The sequence below is a fragment of the Companilactobacillus furfuricola genome (assembly GCF_003946325.1).
Taxonomy (GTDB): Bacteria; Bacillota; Bacilli; order Lactobacillales; family Lactobacillaceae; genus Companilactobacillus; species Companilactobacillus furfuricola.
The window spans coordinates 52,572-70,065 of the sequence record NZ_RHNT01000005.1 but is presented as its reverse complement, the minus strand read 5'-3'; the positions used below and the strand labels follow the sequence as shown (position 1 = coordinate 70,065).

Below are 17,494 nucleotides of genomic sequence, written 5' to 3'. Positions count from 1 at the left end.
AATTATTTAAATACTGAAAAGTAGTCAAAGTGCTTTTCCGTCTCAAAGGGGCGGATTATGCACTTTTTTTGTGCTCAAAATTCAATCAAAACAAATAGGAGGGACGCTTTATGCCTAGTACTGTAACGGAATACGACACGATCGCAGCTATTTCGACACCACCTGGGGAAGGTGGGATTTCCATTGTTCGAGTGTCTGGTGATCAAGCACTTGATATCGTCAAGAAGGTCTTTAAAGGAAAAGATTTAGCCAAAGTCAATAGCCATACGATCAACTATGGTCATATTATCGACCCACAAACGCAAGAATTAGTCGATGAGGTCATGGTCTCAGTCATGCGGGCACCAAAGACTTATACCCGTGAAGATGTCTTAGAAGTCAATACACACGGTGGCATCGTTGCCACTAACAAAGTACTACAACTCTTGATCGGTGCCGGAGCAAGAATGGCAGAACCTGGTGAATTCACCAAGAGAGCCTTTTTAAATGGTCGACTCGATCTTACTCAAGCTGAATCAGTCATGGATCTGATCCGGGCTAAAACTGACAAAGCCATGTCAGTCGCAGTCAACCAATTAGACGGAAGCTTGGAACATTTGATCAACAATCTTCGTCAAGAGATCCTCGACTCGCTGGCACAAGTTGAAGTAAATATCGACTATCCAGAATACGATACGGAACAAATGACGACTAAGATGCTATTGGAAAAAGCTCAGACAGTTGGTGCAAGTATTGACCAATTATTGAAGACAGCTGACAGTGGCGAGATCTTGCAGCACGGTTTGGCTACCGCCATCGTTGGGAAGCCAAACGTTGGGAAATCCAGTCTTCTCAACCGTTTGCTCGATGAGGACAAAGCGATTGTAACGGACGTCGCCGGAACGACCCGTGATATTGTTGAACAATATGTCAATATTGACGGGGTTCCCTTGAAACTGATCGATACCGCTGGGATTCGCGACACCGAAGATAAAGTTGAAAAAATCGGTGTTGAAAGATCACTCAAAGCGATCAATGAAGCTGATTTGATCATCTTAGTGTTGGATTCTTCACGAGAATTAGAAGAAGAAGACATTCAATTACTAGATGCTACCAACGAAAAGCGCCGGATCGTCATTTTTAATAAGAATGACCTTTCACCAGTGTTACAACCGCTACAAGTGCAACAGCTAAAAGCTGATGATATCGTACTTGAGACGTCAGCAATCAAAAATGATGGTATCGATCAGATCAAAGATACCGTCGGAAAACTCTTCAATGCAGGTATTGAAGACAGCAGTAGTGACGTTATTATTACTAGTGCCCGTCAAGCTGGGCTACTTCGTCAAGCTAAACAGAGCTTGAATGACGTTATTTCAGGAATCGAAGCAGGGATGCCGATCGACCTCGTACAGATCGATATGACAGCTTGCTGGGATAAATTAGGTGAGATCACGGGTGATAGTTACCCTGATGAATTGATCACACAATTATTCTCACAATTTTGTTTAGGAAAATAGGTGGAACCTTAATGGTAGAAGTTAAAGAATTTGATTCAGAAACATATGACGTCATCGTTGTTGGTGCAGGACATGCTGGTTCAGAAGCAGCCTTAGCATCAGCCAGAATGGGTCAAAAAACCCTTTTGATCACTATTAACTTGGATATGGTCGCATTTATGCCATGTAATCCATCAGTTGGTGGTCCAGCTAAAGGTATCGTTGTCCGTGAAGTCGATGCCTTAGGTGGTCAAATGGGTAAAAATATTGATAAGACTTACATTCAAATGAGAATGTTGAACACTGGTAAAGGACCAGCTGTCCGTGCTTTGCGTGCTCAAGCAGATAAGAACATGTACCACATCGTCATGAAAGATACTTTGGAGCAAGAGCCTAATTTGACGCTGCGCCAAGGGATCGTTGAAAAATTGATCGTTGAAGACGGCGTCTGCAAAGGTGTTGTTACCGGAACTGGCGCTAAATATCACGCCAAAGCGGTTGTCCTTACAGCCGGAACTTCTTCACGTGGTAAGATCATCATCGGTGAATTGATGTACTCTTCCGGTCCTAATAACTCGATCCCTTCGATCAAGTTGTCAGAAGACTTGGAAAAACACGGTTTTAAACTTACTAGATTTAAGACAGGTACTCCTCCTCGAGTAAATAAGAGTACGATCGATTTTTCTAAAACTGAAGAACAACCTGGCGACAAGGAACCAAATCATTTTTCATTTGAAACGCCAGATGCTCAATATTTGAAGGATCAAATTTCTTGCTGGATGACTTATACTAACGGAACAACTCACAGTATCATCCGTGACAACCTCGACCGTGCCCCAATGTTTTCCGGTGTGATCGAAGGTGTGGGACCACGTTATTGCCCTTCTATTGAAGATAAGGTCGTCCGTTTCGCTGACAAGCCACGTCATCAATTGTTCTTAGAACCAGAAGGTCGCCACACGCAAGAATTTTACGTTGGTGATTTCTCAACATCAATGCCAGAAGAAGTTCAATTGAAGATGCTCCATTCCGTTGAAGGGCTAGAACATGCCCAATTGATGCGTCCCGGTTATGCCATCGAATATGATGTTGTTGAACCTTGGCAATTGAAGCTCAACATGGAAACAAAAGTCGTGAAGAACCTCTTTACTGCTGGCCAAATGAACGGAACTTCTGGTTATGAAGAAGCTGCCGGGCAAGGTATCATGTCAGGTATCAACGCAGCTTTGCGTGTTCAAGGTAAGGATCCATTTATCTTGCGTCGTGACCAGGCTTATATTGGTGTTATGATCGACGACCTAGTAACTAAAGGTACTAACGAGCCATACCGTTTATTGACGAGTCGGGCTGAATATCGTTTGATCTTGCGTCATGACAACGCTGACGACCGTTTGACAGGTTTAGGCCATGATCTTGGCTTGATCTCTGACGAACGTTATGACCGCTTTGTAAGCAAGTGGGATGCTGTTGCTAAAGAGAAAAAACGCCTTGAAAATACTATGGTCACACCTAAGATGGCTGAGCCATTTTTGAGCAATCTTGGTTTGAAGGGTCTAAAAGATGGCTTCACAGCAGCAAGATTCTTGAGAAGACCGGAAGTTCACTATCAAGATATTATTGATATGATCGGCGAAGGCGACGTTGATGTTGATCGTCGCGTGAAGGAACAAGTTGAGATCCAGATCAAGTACGAAGGCTACATCAAGAAGGAACAAATGAAGATCGACCGTCTCAAGAAGATGGAATCAAAGAAGATACCAGAAAGATTGGATTATACCAAGGTCAATGGATTAGCTACTGAGGCCGTTCAGAAGCTCAGCAAGATCAATCCGGAGACAATTGCTCAAGCTAGTCGTATTAGTGGCGTTAACCCCGCTGATATTGGAATTTTGAGCGTTTATATCGAACAAGGCAGGATCGCTAAGACTGCCAGCTAAAAAAATCGTCGTTCAGTTAATGAACGGCTTTTTTTTTGATATACTTAATGAGGTAATTTATAATTCTTTAAAAGTAATGTTATTATTGATGCAATGGATATTATGGGGGTTTACTATGAAGCACAAAAAATTGAGCCTAGTTTTAGTATTGGCTTTGCTTTTTCCAATGTTGACTGTTTTTGGACAGTTTGATGAAGTTGACGCTGCTAACGATGCAGGTACTTATTTGGATACAAATGTTAATTTGACAGTTCATACTCGTAATTTAAGTGATTTGCCGGTTTACGATGGTGATGGTGCGGTGATTTCTGGGATCACTGCTCCTGCTAACCAGGATTTTGCTATTAGTGTTATTCGGAAGAATAATGTTTCTAAGGATACTTTTTATGAGGTTGGTGCTGGTCGATTTTTGAGTGCTAACGAGGTTATTCAAGGCGTTCCTACTATGGCTATGAACTACTATCATGCTGTTGTGCATACTGTTCCTGGTGATTTGGTGCAGGTTTACGATGGTAATGGTACTGCTATTGCTGGTATTTCGGTGGCTGGCGATACTGCTTGGTATACTAACCAGCAGGCTATTGATTTGAATTCTGGTGTTACTTATTATCAGATTTCGCCTGATCGGTATGTTTGTTCGGATGATGTTGATTCTTTTACTGGTGCTGTTTAGCTTCGAGGATTTTTTCCTCGAAGTTTTTTTTATGGATTTAATAGAGTTGGGCGGATAGTGGCGTTTTTTTTGGCTGGTGGTTTGTTTTTTTGGTGGTTGGGTTGGAGGTGGTATTTTGGGTTGTACGTTCAATGCCGACTCCGGGGCCCGGGGATACAGACGCTGGAACGTGGTGGGCACATTTTGAACCAATCGAGCAAAGGGCGCTCGCTTGTTTCAAAACTGCACCTTCCTCTAAGCTCCTTCGTCGCCAAGAGGAATTTCACCACTGAGGTCTGTATCCCGGGCCCCTCCGTCTAGGTTTTGCAATCTCCCTTTGTTTTTAGTTGGGGAATAGGTGCTTCCTAGTTTTGTTTGCAAGATTTGTTTTTCTTGATTACTGATTTATTTCTCGGTTCGCGGGACTGAAGCTCCGCTCATTTTGTTTCCTGACTTACTTTTTTGTTGCAATCTTTTCTTTCGAGTTTTGTTGGATAAGAGTTAATTGTATTTTTCTTCTCTTGCTTTCGCTTCTTGGCTTGCGTGCTCGATTCTCTCGCACTCTCGCCTTCTCACAGTCTCACCATCTTGCCTGGACTTTTTTCTTGCTGGTGTTTGCTTCGCCACACTTCGCTGCTTTCAAAAAATTGTTTTAATCTAGATGCTGTTGTTTTGCTTTGTTAAGGGATGTGCGTCTTGATGGCTTGCTAATACGATTGCCATAAAATATTTTAGAAATCTAAACGGTGCGGTTTGGTACATTGAAGTGAAGAGAAAAATAAATTATATGCATCTTGTTTGGATTATTCCGCTTTCCGTATTTATTTTTTATTTTGCCATTCCCGAAATGATGTATTCCATACAGTTAAAAAATGTCATTAATTCAGAAATTAAGACTGGTGAGATCGTGAATAAATCGGTGAATTTGCGGACTAGGGTGTTTTTTGAAAGTCACAAAGAACTAGCTGCTTCTGTGATCACTGATTTTCAAGGATCTGATTATGATACGGGGTATTTGGTTGCTAGTATGAAGGGGGATCATGCTCTTGGTGTTTTTGTTCAATTTAAAGCTTTTGGTCCCTATTTGACTGATTATCAAATAATTTGGGTTAAATTAAATGAGTAAACATCCCTTTAGCTTTTGGTAGTAATAGATTGTTAACTTCCAACATAGGCTCCGGGGGTATTTTGGTTGATTTTGTAGATAATTAAAAAGCGATGTATCAGATTTTGACTTATCTGATACATCGCTTTTTCTTGTGGATTAAGTTTTTTGGCTCTTTGAAAAGTTTTCCACTTGTTGATAACTTTTTTGTTTTACGAAAATGTTTTCAACAGTGTGGATTGGATGTTAATAAACTAGTTTGATTCTTGTGTTTACTTTGATGCTGTCTTTGATCGAGTTTAGTATGATCGAATTTTTCATTGCTTTTTCGCATAGTTTAGTTAGTTCTTTTTCTTCTGCGAAGGAGACGATGTAAAGTGTTAGATCTACTTTGTCGATCTTTGGTTCGCCGTCGTAGCCGATTACTCCGATGTATGATAAGGGATCAGTGAGCTGGAAGCTGAATTTGCCTTCGATTTCGTCTACTACATTGTCGTGCTTGTTGTCGTAGTTAGTGATGGAGAAGATGATCGAGCTGGCCAGGGCATCCACAAAGTGCGTTGTGCTGGTGGGCTCGGTGTTTTCTGAATCAAAACTGATTTCTTTGTCGATGTCGTAGATGGTGTTGTCTAGGTAAATTTTGCATTTTGCTTTGCTTTTGGAAACCGCACGTAGATTAATATTATAATATTTGCTCTCGTTTAGTAGTCTTTTCATAATTCCCTCTAATCAGTGACTGTTACTTCTTTGAGTTTTTCGATGCTTCTACTAGCGAATGGATCTTGTTGACGATGAATTCTTCTTGGTTGACCGGACGGTTGGCAAATGTTGCAAAGCCGCAGTCGGGATTTAAGAAGATCCTTTCTGGTGGTAGGTATTCTAAGGCTTCTTTGACTTTGTCAGTAATAAAATCGACTGATTCTGCTTGATGCAATCTAGGATTTTCTACTCCTAATCCGATAATGTCATTTTCTCGGATCTGCTTGGAGGCCATTAAGGTGCTGAAGTCTCCGGCTCTTGGAGTGGAATATTCTAGTGTCAAGATGTCAGGGTCGACGTATTCGAAGAGGTCTAGTAGTGGTGTGTAGGCTCCTGATAGTAGGATGCTTTCGTCATTGCTCCAGTTTCCACGACAGACGTGAAGGGAGGCATATGATTTTCTGCGGTCCACGTGATCCATCACTGGTTTTAATAGTGATTTGGCGAATTCTAGTTCGTCGTGGGGATCTTTTTTCTCAGCTAATGCTGCACACATGAAGGATCTAGTTTTTCCTTCGGTGAAGACTACTTCGGTCAGTACTGGCTCGTCAAATTGGACGACGTCTACTCCTAATTCTTGGAGGTTGTCGATCTCTTGTTGCAAGATCTTGACGACGTCTTGTCCGAGCTCTTCTTTGCTGCTGTAAGCCTTTTTTGAAAGTTTTGCTAACCACATTGAACGAGTCATTAAATAAGGTCCAGGGAGCGTTATTTTGACTGGTTTGTCGGTATATTTTTTCAATAGCTTTAATTCGTTTACTGCGATGGGATGATATTCTAATTTGCCAGTACAGATAGCATTTCTGATGGCGATCGAAGGGACGTCTAGGACGTCTAGGATGTCTTCAAAAGATTGCTTGTCGGCAATGTAGTCAACTACGTCATTCATTGATAGGAGCTCGACTCCACCGATCCTATCAGCTACAAATGAACAATAGTTGTCACGCGAAAGTTCGCCGGAGACGATGAAATCTAGGCCTTCATCTTCTTGGATCTTGATGATCCTAGCGGTTTCTCTTTCGATCAGATCATTGAATTCTTGGTCTGACATTTTGCCATTGCGGTGCTGACGTTGTGCTAGTAAGACTTCGCGGCTTCTCGGCCAACTTCCGATCAAAGAGGTCGGAAAAAGTGGATAAGTTTTTTGCATATTTATTACCTCTTAAAAGAAATTCAAGTAGTCGACGGCATTTTCAAGTAGTTTGAAGCCACTTGTTCTACCTGGGACCCATTTTTTGAGACCTTCGAGATCCATCATTTCTTTGTGCTCTGGATTATTGTAATCCATTTTGGCTAAGCCATCTTCGAAGTCTTTCTTCAAGTTTTCAGGGAAGTTTGGTCGTGTTGTGAAAATGCAGTGGTCATAAAGACCTGTTAAAGCTGCTACGACGATTTGGTTGGCGTCGATAGTACCATCTTTAGTCCAGTTTTCACGGTTGATCTCAGTGGTAACTGAGATATCAATTTTGCCATCTTTGAGTGCTTGAAGGGCATCGACTTCACCACCAACGTGATCGCCGTCTAAGCCGACATCAACATCGAATGTTTTTTCAGTGAAATCTTTGCCAGATTCGAGGCCGTTTTCGTGAAGATATTCCAATGGGATGAGACGTGCTTGTGGTGAATCGATGGCACCGAAGCCGATCGTCTTGCCTTTGAAGTCTGCAAGTCCTTTGATACCACTGTCTTTTTTAACTAAGAAAGTACTCTTGCGGTCTAAGTCAGTATCACGCATGTAACTGTAGCCACAAGTGTGATTTGATTTGATATCAGCTTCTACTTGAGCTAGTGGCGAGTTCCAAGCTACGTCGATATCGCCAGCTACTAAGGCTTTAACTTGTTCACGATAGTTCTTGAAGAAGACGCATTCTAGATCGACGTCTTGCGTTGCAAAATATTTCTTGATAATGTCCCATACGACTGTAACTGATGGTGAATAGACTACGGCACCTAATTTGATTGTTTCTTTACTCATTTTAAAATTTCCCCCTAATTTTGTTTCCTAAAAATAATTTTTAATTTGCGCCTTGATCATCTCTCATGTAAGGCAATTCAACTAATAATCTTCCTAACCAGATCCGTAAAACATCGATTCCTGGGGCCATTACCTGGCCGGCTAGGGAATCTCTCATTAGTCGTTCCATTGGTTGTTTGTCGCGAACGTAACCGATACCTCCGAATAGTTTCATTCCTTCGGAACCATTTTCAACAGCAGCTCTCGTTGAGTTGACACGGGCAGCGATGGCGTTTTGGAAGGCATCATCGTCGTTATCATCGACACTTTGAGCAGCAGAAAATAATGTTTCACGAGCTGCATAAGCTTTGCTGTAAAGGTTAGCTAAGCCTGTTTCAACGGATTCAATGTCACCTAAAGCTTTTCCGCTAGAGTAAGTTCTGCTCTTAACGTATTTAGCTGTTTCGTTTGCGATACTCATTGAGATACCAGCACAAGCTGAAGCAAGTCCCACGATAAAGATCAAGCGATCACCGTCGCCATTTCCTTCGATCTTGTAGAAGTTGTCGACTTTAGTATTGTCAAGCACCATTGGCACAGAGCAGTTTCCTCGCAGGCCAACGCCGTCCCAGTAACCTTCAAAGGACATGCCATTAGCATCTTTAGGTACTAGCCAAAGATTATTGGCGTCTTCTTTTTCTGAATGAGCGATCGTCAAGTAATAGTCGGCCTCTCTAGCTGTCGTAACGAAACTCTTACGACCATTCAAGATACCGTAGCCGTCTTGTGTGTCCTCTTTCATTTCAGGAAGGTAGAAGTGAGTACCGGTACCTGATTCACTGTAAGCAAGTCCTAAAATAGCTTCCCCAGAGGCCACTTTAGGTAGCACTTCTTTTTTCAATTCTTCTGATGCATAAAGTGATAAGCAGTAAGCACCAACGTTACTCATCATGTAGCAAAGTGAGGCACTAGCACAGCTTTCAGCCAATCCCGTACATACTTGAGCGTGTTCTTCGACGCCTAAGCCTTGGCCACCGTATTCTTTAGGGATGACTAATCCAAAATAGCCATTTTCACGTAAAGCTTTGATCGATTCACTAGGAAAACGTCCTTTTTCATCGATATCGGCTGCATAAGGTTTGAGATATTTTTCCCCAAATTTTTTAGCTTCCTCGTAGTAATTGTGTGTCATTTTATTTTCCCCCGCGATTCTTAACTAAATTTAATCAAAAAATGAAAGCGTTTAATTTAAGAATTTTTTTTATTGCAAATTTGGTTTTAGTTCATTTTCATGAATATCATTGATGTTCTTTTCATTTACACTATCATTAATAGAAGTTTTCGATGGAATGAAAATCGTTATGATAGAAATTCCTAATGCTAAAAAGCCGTACCATAAGAATGGAATTATTGCGATCGGCGAAACTTTTCCGGATGTCAAACTCGTTGCTAGCAATATCTGAGCCCCATAAGGCAAGATACTTTGCAGGACACAGACGGTCGTGTGCATGAGTGAGGCGGACTTGCGCCGATCGATCTGGTAATCATCAGAAATATCTTTGACGATCGGACCAGTTACCACACAAGTCACAGTGTCGTTAGCTAGTGAAGCATCGACTGCTCCTGGTAACAGCATTGAAACAAATTGAGCCGATTTACGACCAACGATTATCTTTCGAAGCTTGATGTTGAGCCATTCGATCCCGCCTGCATCCTTGACCATGGCAGCTAGACCACCGATCAAGAGCGAGAAGATCAAGACATCGAACATGTTTAAAAATCCGGCCTGAACGCTGCTAGTAAAACCTAAGATCGAGAAGTCGCCGTAGTAAACACCGATACCGCCCGCTAAAATGATACCGAGAGTTAAGACTACGAAGACGTTGACGCCCATTAGTGAGATCACTAAAACAGCAATGTAAGGCAAGATCTTGATTAGATTGTAGCCACCGATATCGGTGATCGTTGTGGCTCCAGTGTTACCAAAGAAAAAATACAGAATTACAGTGCCGATCACGGCTAACCCAGTCGTTTTGATGTTGACTTTGAATTTTTCCTTGATCGAAACATCTAAGATCCTTGTGATAGCAATACCAGTATCGGCAATGATCGACATGTTGTTGCCAAACATTGCGCCACCTAGCAGAGCCCCCAAAAGCAATGCTGGGTCGATCCCAGTTTTTGCTGCCAAAGTAATGCAGATCGGACCGATAGTTGCGATCGTTCCCATGCTTGTACCGATGGCCAAGCAAACGAAGCAAGCTATCAAGAACATACCAGGAACGATAAATTGGCTAGGTACTAAACGAAGTCCTAAATTAACGGTTGATTCAACGCCGCCAATTTTTTCAGTAACACTACCAAAAGCCCCGGCTAATAAGAAAATCAGACACATGATGATGATATTGTTATCACCACAACCGGCGATCAAACTGTTGAATTTCTCGTCGATCGTGCCTTTGTAGATAATAAATGCAAAAATAATTCCAACGATCACGGAAATTGCGGCAGGCATGGCATAGAAGCCCTTCGGATTTCCCGAAAACGTTAGGAAGATCCCGACAAACAGATAAAGTCCCACAAAAATCAAGAATGGCAGGATCGAAGTCCAATTTGCAGATTTATTTTTCATAAAAAATCTCGTTTTCGCTTACATGCAATTGCAAAAATATAAGTTCACGAATTCCCCCTTAAAAATTTGTTTGAAATATATTTCACATTTCACAGTATAGAAATAATTATGAAAGCGCAAGCTTCAATAACCATTAGATAAATCAAAAATTTGCAATAAATTAAAAATACCAACACATATTCTTAATGTGTTGGTATTTTTATTAACGTCATTATAAGAATTTTAATTTAAAACAGTCTAATCATTGCTACACCAGCGATCATAATTAAAATTCCGATTATTTGAACTAGTGAAACTGGATTTTTCTTCGATTGAAGCAATCCAAATTGATCGACCAACAAGCTTCCAGTCATCTGGCCGACGAGGATGATGACAACGGCTAATCCGGTTCCGATGATCGGAACTAAGTAAGCATTTCCGAAGACAAACAGCGCGCCAATAAGTCCTCCAAGCCACATCCACCAAGGATTACCTGATTTTGGATTAGTTAATTTTAATGCGGGATGGGTGATCAGTACGATGACGATTAAAGTAATAGTCCCCACGAAAAATGAAATAAATGCGGCTTTTACTGAAGAGTGCAAGACTACGCCCAGATGTCCATTGATAGCAGTCTGCGAAGCGCCTAACATTCCGGCAATGATCCCGGCAACTCGCCAAATCATTAGTCCAGATTTATTCGGTCCAGATAACGTTTGGTGGTGAACTCGATGGATAATATTGTCCATGGCAACGGTACAAATAACTCCGGCAACCACTAACAAAGCACCGACAAAACGCGTCAGACTCAGAGGTTTGTGGAGCGACTCGAAGAGACCAAAACTATCGATCACTAGTCCCATGATTATTTGTCCCATAATTGGGAAGATAACTGTCTGAACGCTGCCCAGCTTAGGGAAGAGCAGGATGTTGGAAGTTAAATAGATAACTCCCAAAAAGCCACCGATCCAGATCCAAGCGGGTTGAGTAGTAAAGATCGTTTTTGAAAAAGTCAGACTGTGGTCCAAAATCATTGTTATTAAGGCCAGAAAAATAGTTCCCAGGGTAAAGGAAGTCAAGGAAGCTAGGAATGGTGAGCCCACAGATAGTTTCAGGCGAGAGTTGATCGACGTTTGCATCGGTAGTCCGATCCCAATGAGTACGCCAATGAGAATCATTAACATATCAGCATCTCCTCTAATTTTTTACTAATCATGATATATAAATAGAACAGCTTATATACTTATAAGTTTAACTTATTATACCCCATCTAGGTATAATCATTGTGAAATGAAATACAATACATGGTGGGGTATTTTATTATGGCGAAATTTGCTTAATTGATCATTTCTATAAACGCCAAACTAATCGTACCAAATATTTTTGACTAAGCAGAAGCTAAAAACACTTTTATTTAAAGAAGTATTCGAATAGGGTGCCATCCAAAAAATATCCATCATTTTGATAAATCATTAATATGAGGTGGACCATCGCATGATAATTTTGGAGAAGGTGTCTACGAGAAAAAATCTAGATAAAATTTAGTTAGTAGTAAAAATATTCGACCTATTTCACAATCTTAATTATTAAGACAATCGAATTATGGTAGTTAACGCCATTCAAATAAGCGTAAAATACTAGTTAAGATACTAGAGAGGAGAAACTACCTATGAAGATCATTAACGTTAGTCTAAAAATAGATCCTGCTAAAAAAGCTGAATATGAAGCATTTATCGACAAATTAGTTCAAGGCTCACGAGCTGAAGCTGGCAATGTTTCTTATGGACATTACAATAAATTAGGCTCTGAGGATGAATATGAAATTATTGAACACTGGAAAGATCAAGCAGCAGTAGATTCACACAATGAAACGGCACACTTCAAAGAATTTCTCGATCACATTGGCGATTATTTAGCTGAAGATCTTGAGATCATTAGAATGGATAATTAGGCGTAAAAAAAACGATACCAAGCGGTATCGTTTTTTTAATCTAACTCTTCATTCAGGTGAGACTGATTTTTTCTTTTTAGAGCGCGAATTTAGCTTCTCGACGCCGTAACAAATGATCAGGAAGGGGATCATATAGTAAAGTGCCGAACGTTGATTAGGATCAAAGACGATCAAGACACACGACAGTAAGCTTAAGATGAAGGCTAACCAAGGGACTACAGGATACCAAGGCGTCTTGAATTTCAATTCTGATAATTTGTGACCTGATTTAATGAACTGTTTTCTAAAGTTGATCTCTGATAAGGCGATCGCCATCCAAACTATTACGACGGCTAATCCTGATATTGAAACTAAAACTAAGTAGACAGTTGAAGCAGCGACCACACTTGAGATCAGGGCCAAAATACCACCGAGCATACTCAAGCAAAGTGCGATCATTGGCACGCCACGATTATTGGTCTTGGCGTATTTTATCGGGATCGTTCCTTCGTTAGCTAAAGACCAGAGCATTCTGGTTGATGCATAAAGACCGGAATTTGCTGCGGATAAAATAGCAGTTAAGACTACAAAATTCATCAAATCTCCCGCAAAGGGCAGGCCGATACTTTTGAAGACAAGAACGAATGGACTTTGATCGACACCGGCTTTTTGCCAAGGGATCAAAGCTGACATTACGACGATACTTCCAATGAAAAAAATCACCAAGCGCAGTAAAGTCGTGTGGATCGCGCGAGGGATATTTTTGCCGGGATCCTTCGTTTCGCCGGCAGTCACACCGATCAACTCCGTCCCAGAAAAAGCAAAGTTAACAGTCAACATTGTCGTAAAGACGGCTTTAAACCCATTGGGAAAGATGCCATCTTTGACTAAGTTAGTAAACATCGGTGCATGTGAATATCCCTTGATCGGAATAATGTCAAAAATTGCCAAGAAGCCAACTACGATGAACAAAACGATCGCTATTACTTTGATACTGGAAAACCAAAATTCTGTTTCCGCAAAGAATTTGACCGATAAAGCATTGGAAACGAAAATAACGATCATAAACAATGCACTCCAGATCCAAGTTGGCGATTGTGGGAACCACTGCCGCATGATCAGACCGGCCGCTGTGAATTCAGAGCCTAAAGCTACGGTCCAAGTCAGCCAGTAGAGGATGGCAACAGTAAAACCAGTCCCCGGGCCAATATATTTTTCGGCATACACATGAAAAGAGCCCGTTTCTGGCATTGCCACTGACAGTTCACCAAGACACAACATAACTAGATAGACTACGATCGCACCGATCCCATAAGCGAGAATGGTACCGATCGGTCCGGCTTCATGGATCGTATAACCAGAACTGAGAAATAGTCCAGTACCGATAACACCACCGAGAGAGATCATCAACAAATGTCTCGATTCCATGTTCCTTTTTAAACTAATGTGATCTTTATTTTCTTCTTCCACAGCGTTCACCTTGCATAAAATTTCCTATTAGAATATCATTAAAAAAGTTTAATATTAAATAACTGTAAACTAGATGAAAACATATCGCAAGACATGTATTTCAATAAAGGAGATGTGAACGTGACTGATTTGATTTCAGAAAACTTACAAAAACGTCCAGGACTAGTGGTTGATGGCGCTATGGCAACGGAGCTTGAGAAAATGGGCGTTGACACTGATAATGACCTCTGGTCAGCAACTGCTTTGATTGAAAAACCTGAAGCAATTTTAGCCGTTCACAAAAGTTTTTTTCAAGCGGGCGCAGACATTGCAATAACCAACACTTATCAAGCCAATGTAGCAAAATTTATGAAAATGGGCTTGAGCAAAAAAGCTAGCCAAGATTTGATCATCAAAGCTGTCCAATTAGCTGATCAAGCTCGCAAGCAATATTACGACTCATTACCAGCTAATGAACGAAACAAACGAGCTAAATATCCACTCGTTGCAGGAAGTGTCGGTCCTTACGGTGCATACTTGGCAGATGGGAGTGAATATCGTGGTGACTATCAGCTGACCGAAAAAGAATTCATGGACTTCCATCGCTCAAGAATGTCCTTGCTCGACCAAGCTGGGGTGGACCTCTTTGCCTTTGAGACCCAGCCAAGTTTTGCTGAGAGCAAGGCCTTAGTGAACTTGTTGAAACACGAGTTTCCTCAACAGACAGCTTGGTTATCATTCAGCATTAAAGATCTAGAGACACTCTGTGATGGAACGCCACTGCAAGATGCGGTTAAGTACTTCAATGTATTTGATCAAATCGCTGCCATCGGAGTCAATTGCACCACGTTGGAAAATATCGATCAGGCGGTAAAAAACATTCGGGCAGTCACAAGCAAGCCGATCATTGTGTATCCTAATAATGGGGATATTTATGATCCAGCTACTAAGACGTGGACGAAAACACAGCACAAAGATGATTTTGCCGAATTGACACCACAATGGTTGGCTGATGGAGCAGATTTGATCGGGGGATGCTGTCGGACAACACCGGCAGATATAAAGTCGATCGCGAGTTTCATTAATAAGAACTAGTAATTGGTTATGGAAACATTTCCAATACAATATCTAGTATTTTGACCATACGTTCCCACAATATGTTCCATGTGAAACAATTTCAAAATAAATTAAACAATCAAACTTGATGGCATCCTTATGGATGCCATTTTTTGTGGAAACGAGTTGCAGAAGATAGCGGCCTCCGGTTTAGCAACTATCAGCAAGCACTGCTTCGCAGCACTTTGGTGCTGCTAGTCCCTAAATCCTCAGCAGCTGGTCATCTTCTTCCACTCTCTTTATATTCCTATTAAATATTACGCAAGAAAAGGGATTTTCTCTTTTTGATTTGTCTTTATACCAAAAATGAAAGATGATCATCGATATAAGCTTATTTTTCATCATAAAATAGTATAAAAAGTAGTTTTTTTCTAACAATGGTATATTATCGCTATTGCTCAATTGTGAAGATGTATAGCCCACTTTAAAGCTAAAGAAAAACTTAAATTTAAAATATTTCACAAAATATTTTTTAATTGGTATATACGCTAATAACGTTGTTATATCACCTTTTGTAAGCACCTTAAATGTGAAAACGGTTTATTTTTTGAATTTTTTTCTAATCAAACTGATTGACAAATGAAAGCGTTTGAGTTGAAATGTTTGTAAACAAAATATTTGTTGATTTAGAATAACTATGTAATTTTTTAAATGACTAATATTGTTTTATTTTGGTTAGGAAATTAGGAGGAAAGAGTATGGCTTATAAGACAGTTAATCCTTATAACAATGAACTTGTAAAGGAATACCCGAGTGCTACTGCTGATGATATCGAGAAGGCATTGAGCACTGGATATGCATTGTATAAGAAATGGAGAGATGAACCGGCTGCAAGTCGTGCGGATGCCTTGCACAAGATTGCTGATCTCTTGAGAAAAAACGAGGATGAATTAGCAAAGATCGCCACAACAGATATGGGTAAATTGTACGCAGAATCGAAAGGTGAGGTCGAATTATGTGCCATTATTGCCGACTATTATGCTGACAATGGTGCCGAAATGCTTAAACCAACACCAATTTCTTCACGTAATACAGGAGATGCTGAGATCTATCATCAATCGACTGGTGTCTTGATGATGGTTGAACCTTGGAATTTCCCTTACTACCAGATCATGCGTGTGTTTGCCCCTAACTTCATGGTCGGAAATCCGATGATCTTGAAGCATGCTTCAAATACGCCTGGTTCAGCTGAAGCATTTGAAAAAATCGTTAAGGATTCTGGCGCTGCAGCTGGCTCATTGACTAATTTGTTTGCAAGTTACGACCAAGTGTCTGAGATCATTGCTGACCCACGTGTTCAAGGTGTTGCTTTGACAGGTTCAAAACGTGGTGGTCAATCCGTTGCCGAAAATGCCGGTAAGAATTTGAAGAAGAACTCCATGGAGCTAGGTGGCTCAGATGCCTTTGTCGTCCTCTCAGACGCAGACGTCGACAAAGCTGTAGACTTAGCTTGGAGAGTCCGTATCTACAATGCAGGACAAGTATGTACATCAGACAAGAGATTTATCGTTGCTGACAACTTGTACGACGAATTTTTGAAGAAACTCAAAGCTAACTTTGAAAAATTAGTCCCTGGTGATCCAATGGATCCTAAGACAACTATCGCACCAATGAACTCCAAGCGTGCTAAAGAAAAACTTCAAGGACAGATCGACAAAGCTGTTGCTGGTGGCGCCAAAGTCTATTACGGAAACGAACCAGTCGACTTGCCAGGACAATTCTTACAACCAACGATCTTGACAGATATCGACAAAGACAACCCCGAATTTTACGACGAAATGTTTGGACCAGTAGCCCAAGTATTCAAAGTAGGCTCAGATCAAGAAGCCATCGATCTAGCTAACGATTCAGAACTAGGTTTAGGTGGGATCGTCGTCTCAGAAGATGCTCAACACGGAAAAGCCGTTGCTGAAAAAATCGAAACAGGAATGGTCTTCGTAAACTCCTTCTTAGTATCACTACCAGAATTACCATTCGGTGGTGTCAAAGGATCAGGTTACGGACGTGAATTGAGTCAATTAGGACTCAATGCCTTCACAAACGAAAAATTGATCGTCACAGCACAAGAACCTGACTGGAACAATCCAGCTGGTGGTTTGGCTGTATTTAATGGGAAATAAAAATAATTTAGATTCAGAAAGAGATATCCAAATTTGCGATATCTCTTTTTTTATCGTCATCATGTTAGAAGTGTGTCACATCGATATTAAAAAAAGGGTGGTATCAACTATGACGGCAAAAAGAAAGTCACTAAGAATGAATGAAGATTTAAGCAAGGCAATCGATCAATACTTAGAAGTAACAGGAGAAAGTTTCAATAGTTTCGCAGAAGAAGCTATGGCAGAAAAGATTGAAGATCTAATTGACCTTAAAGACTATTCAGAAGCGGCCAAGAAAGATGATGGCAGTAGATATTCTGTGAAAGACGTTGCAAAAAAATTGAGTATTGAGCTATGAAATATCGTGTTGATTTCTCGAAAAATGCCATGAAAGACGTACAGAA

The 17,494-nt window shown here is 40.8% G+C and carries 16 protein-coding genes; 9 read left to right on the top strand and 7 right to left on the bottom strand.

Features of this window, described 5'->3' with window-relative positions:
* Positions 1 to 110: 110 nt before the first annotated feature.
* From mnmE to EKM78_RS03075, 5 genes are all read left to right on the top strand, one after another.
* A complete protein-coding gene (gene mnmE, locus EKM78_RS03090) occupies positions 111 to 1,499 on the top strand; it encodes a tRNA uridine-5-carboxymethylaminomethyl(34) synthesis GTPase MnmE (protein ID WP_125769165.1) in 1,389 nt (462 codons plus the stop codon).
* Positions 1,500 to 1,510: 11 nt separating this feature from the next.
* Positions 1,511 to 3,415 carry a tRNA uridine-5-carboxymethylaminomethyl(34) synthesis enzyme MnmG gene (gene mnmG, locus EKM78_RS03085; protein ID WP_125769162.1) on the top strand — a complete coding sequence of 635 codons (1,905 nt, stop codon included), beginning with the start codon at positions 1,511 to 1,513 and terminating at the stop codon, positions 3,413 to 3,415.
* A gap of 115 nt (positions 3,416 to 3,530) precedes the next feature.
* The gene (locus EKM78_RS03080) at positions 3,531 to 4,088 is read left to right on the top strand and encodes an SLAP domain-containing protein (RefSeq protein ID WP_125769159.1); all 558 of its coding nucleotides are present in this window, start codon (positions 3,531 to 3,533) and stop codon (positions 4,086 to 4,088) included.
* Between the two features lie 101 nt (positions 4,089 to 4,189).
* On the top strand, positions 4,190 to 4,360 hold the full coding sequence (locus tag EKM78_RS12485; RefSeq protein ID WP_164507176.1) for a hypothetical protein: 171 nt from the start codon (positions 4,190 to 4,192) through the stop codon (positions 4,358 to 4,360).
* 494 nt (positions 4,361 to 4,854) lie between these two features.
* Positions 4,855 to 5,193, top strand: a complete 339-nt coding sequence (locus EKM78_RS03075; protein WP_125769156.1) for a hypothetical protein — start codon at positions 4,855 to 4,857, stop codon at positions 5,191 to 5,193.
* A gap of 225 nt (positions 5,194 to 5,418) precedes the next feature.
* On the opposite strand, the gene EKM78_RS03070 is transcribed toward EKM78_RS03075, so the two are convergent.
* The 6 genes from EKM78_RS03070 to EKM78_RS03045 form a co-directional block, all read right to left on the bottom strand.
* Positions 5,419 to 5,889: an OsmC family protein gene (locus EKM78_RS03070; RefSeq protein ID WP_125769153.1), complete on the bottom strand. Its 471-nt coding sequence runs from the start codon at positions 5,887 to 5,889 to the stop codon at positions 5,419 to 5,421.
* 22 nt (positions 5,890 to 5,911) lie between these two features.
* Positions 5,912 to 7,081 (bottom strand): cobalamin-independent methionine synthase II family protein, encoded by a 1,170-nt coding sequence (locus EKM78_RS03065; protein ID WP_125769150.1) that lies wholly within the window; start codon positions 7,079 to 7,081, stop codon positions 5,912 to 5,914.
* A 12-nt stretch (positions 7,082 to 7,093) separates the two neighbouring features.
* On the bottom strand, positions 7,094 to 7,906 hold the full coding sequence (locus tag EKM78_RS03060) for a phosphate/phosphite/phosphonate ABC transporter substrate-binding protein (protein ID WP_125769147.1): 813 nt from the start codon (positions 7,904 to 7,906) through the stop codon (positions 7,094 to 7,096).
* A gap of 40 nt (positions 7,907 to 7,946) precedes the next feature.
* Positions 7,947 to 9,077 (bottom strand): acyl-CoA dehydrogenase family protein, encoded by a 1,131-nt coding sequence (locus EKM78_RS03055; protein ID WP_125769144.1) that lies wholly within the window; start codon positions 9,075 to 9,077, stop codon positions 7,947 to 7,949.
* Between the two features lie 69 nt (positions 9,078 to 9,146).
* The gene (locus tag EKM78_RS03050; RefSeq protein ID WP_125769141.1) at positions 9,147 to 10,517 is read right to left on the bottom strand and encodes a Na+/H+ antiporter NhaC family protein; all 1,371 of its coding nucleotides are present in this window, start codon (positions 10,515 to 10,517) and stop codon (positions 9,147 to 9,149) included.
* Between the two features lie 227 nt (positions 10,518 to 10,744).
* Positions 10,745 to 11,680, bottom strand: coding sequence for a DMT family transporter (locus EKM78_RS03045; RefSeq protein ID WP_125769138.1), 936 nt, complete (start codon positions 11,678 to 11,680; stop codon positions 10,745 to 10,747).
* Positions 11,681 to 12,165: 485 nt separating this feature from the next.
* On the opposite strand from EKM78_RS03045, the gene EKM78_RS03040 reads away from it, so the two are divergent.
* On the top strand, positions 12,166 to 12,447 hold the full coding sequence (locus EKM78_RS03040; RefSeq protein ID WP_125769135.1) for a putative quinol monooxygenase: 282 nt from the start codon (positions 12,166 to 12,168) through the stop codon (positions 12,445 to 12,447).
* 48 nt (positions 12,448 to 12,495) lie between these two features.
* Here EKM78_RS03040 and EKM78_RS03035 read toward each other — a convergent pair whose 3' ends face one another.
* A complete protein-coding gene (locus tag EKM78_RS03035) occupies positions 12,496 to 13,854 on the bottom strand; it encodes an amino acid permease (RefSeq protein ID WP_125769214.1) in 1,359 nt (452 codons plus the stop codon).
* A 162-nt stretch (positions 13,855 to 14,016) separates the two neighbouring features.
* On the opposite strand from EKM78_RS03035, the gene mmuM reads away from it, so the two are divergent.
* The 3 genes from mmuM (at position 14,017) to EKM78_RS03020 (ending at position 17,448) form a co-directional block, all read left to right on the top strand.
* A complete protein-coding gene (mmuM, locus tag EKM78_RS03030) occupies positions 14,017 to 14,970 on the top strand; it encodes a homocysteine S-methyltransferase (protein WP_125769132.1) in 954 nt (317 codons plus the stop codon).
* 719 nt (positions 14,971 to 15,689) lie between these two features.
* Positions 15,690 to 17,111, top strand: coding sequence for an NAD-dependent succinate-semialdehyde dehydrogenase (locus EKM78_RS03025; protein ID WP_125769129.1), 1,422 nt, complete (start codon positions 15,690 to 15,692; stop codon positions 17,109 to 17,111).
* Positions 17,101 to 17,448: a DUF6290 family protein gene (locus EKM78_RS03020; RefSeq protein WP_125769126.1), complete on the top strand. Its 348-nt coding sequence runs from the start codon at positions 17,101 to 17,103 to the stop codon at positions 17,446 to 17,448. The genes EKM78_RS03025 and EKM78_RS03020 overlap by 11 nt, the downstream gene beginning before the upstream one ends.
* Positions 17,449 to 17,494: the final 46 nt, after the last annotated feature.

Excerpts from the sequence above, each read along its gene's own strand:
- mnmE (WP_125769165.1), top strand. The coding sequence starts at position 111 with ATGCCTAGTACTGTAACGGAATACGACACGATCGCAGCTATTTCGACA.
- EKM78_RS03020 (WP_125769126.1), top strand. The coding sequence starts at position 17,101 with ATGGGAAATAAAAATAATTTAGATTCAGAAAGAGATATCCAAATTTGC.
- EKM78_RS03055 (WP_125769144.1), bottom strand. The coding sequence starts at position 9,077 with ATGACACACAATTACTACGAGGAAGCTAAAAAATTTGGGGAAAAATAT.
- EKM78_RS03070 (WP_125769153.1), bottom strand. The coding sequence starts at position 5,889 with ATGAAAAGACTACTAAACGAGAGCAAATATTATAATATTAATCTACGT.
- EKM78_RS03065 (WP_125769150.1), bottom strand. The coding sequence starts at position 7,081 with ATGCAAAAAACTTATCCACTTTTTCCGACCTCTTTGATCGGAAGTTGG.
- EKM78_RS03045 (WP_125769138.1), bottom strand. The coding sequence starts at position 11,680 with ATGTTAATGATTCTCATTGGCGTACTCATTGGGATCGGACTACCGATG.
- EKM78_RS03080 (WP_125769159.1), top strand. The coding sequence starts at position 3,531 with ATGAAGCACAAAAAATTGAGCCTAGTTTTAGTATTGGCTTTGCTTTTT.
- EKM78_RS03050 (WP_125769141.1), bottom strand. The coding sequence starts at position 10,517 with ATGAAAAATAAATCTGCAAATTGGACTTCGATCCTGCCATTCTTGATT.
- EKM78_RS03060 (WP_125769147.1), bottom strand. The coding sequence starts at position 7,906 with ATGAGTAAAGAAACAATCAAATTAGGTGCCGTAGTCTATTCACCATCA.
- EKM78_RS03040 (WP_125769135.1), top strand. The coding sequence starts at position 12,166 with ATGAAGATCATTAACGTTAGTCTAAAAATAGATCCTGCTAAAAAAGCT.
- mnmG (WP_125769162.1), top strand. The coding sequence starts at position 1,511 with ATGGTAGAAGTTAAAGAATTTGATTCAGAAACATATGACGTCATCGTT.
- EKM78_RS03035 (WP_125769214.1), bottom strand. The coding sequence starts at position 13,854 with ATGGAATCGAGACATTTGTTGATGATCTCTCTCGGTGGTGTTATCGGT.
- EKM78_RS03075 (WP_125769156.1), top strand. The coding sequence starts at position 4,855 with ATGCATCTTGTTTGGATTATTCCGCTTTCCGTATTTATTTTTTATTTT.
- EKM78_RS03025 (WP_125769129.1), top strand. The coding sequence starts at position 15,690 with ATGGCTTATAAGACAGTTAATCCTTATAACAATGAACTTGTAAAGGAA.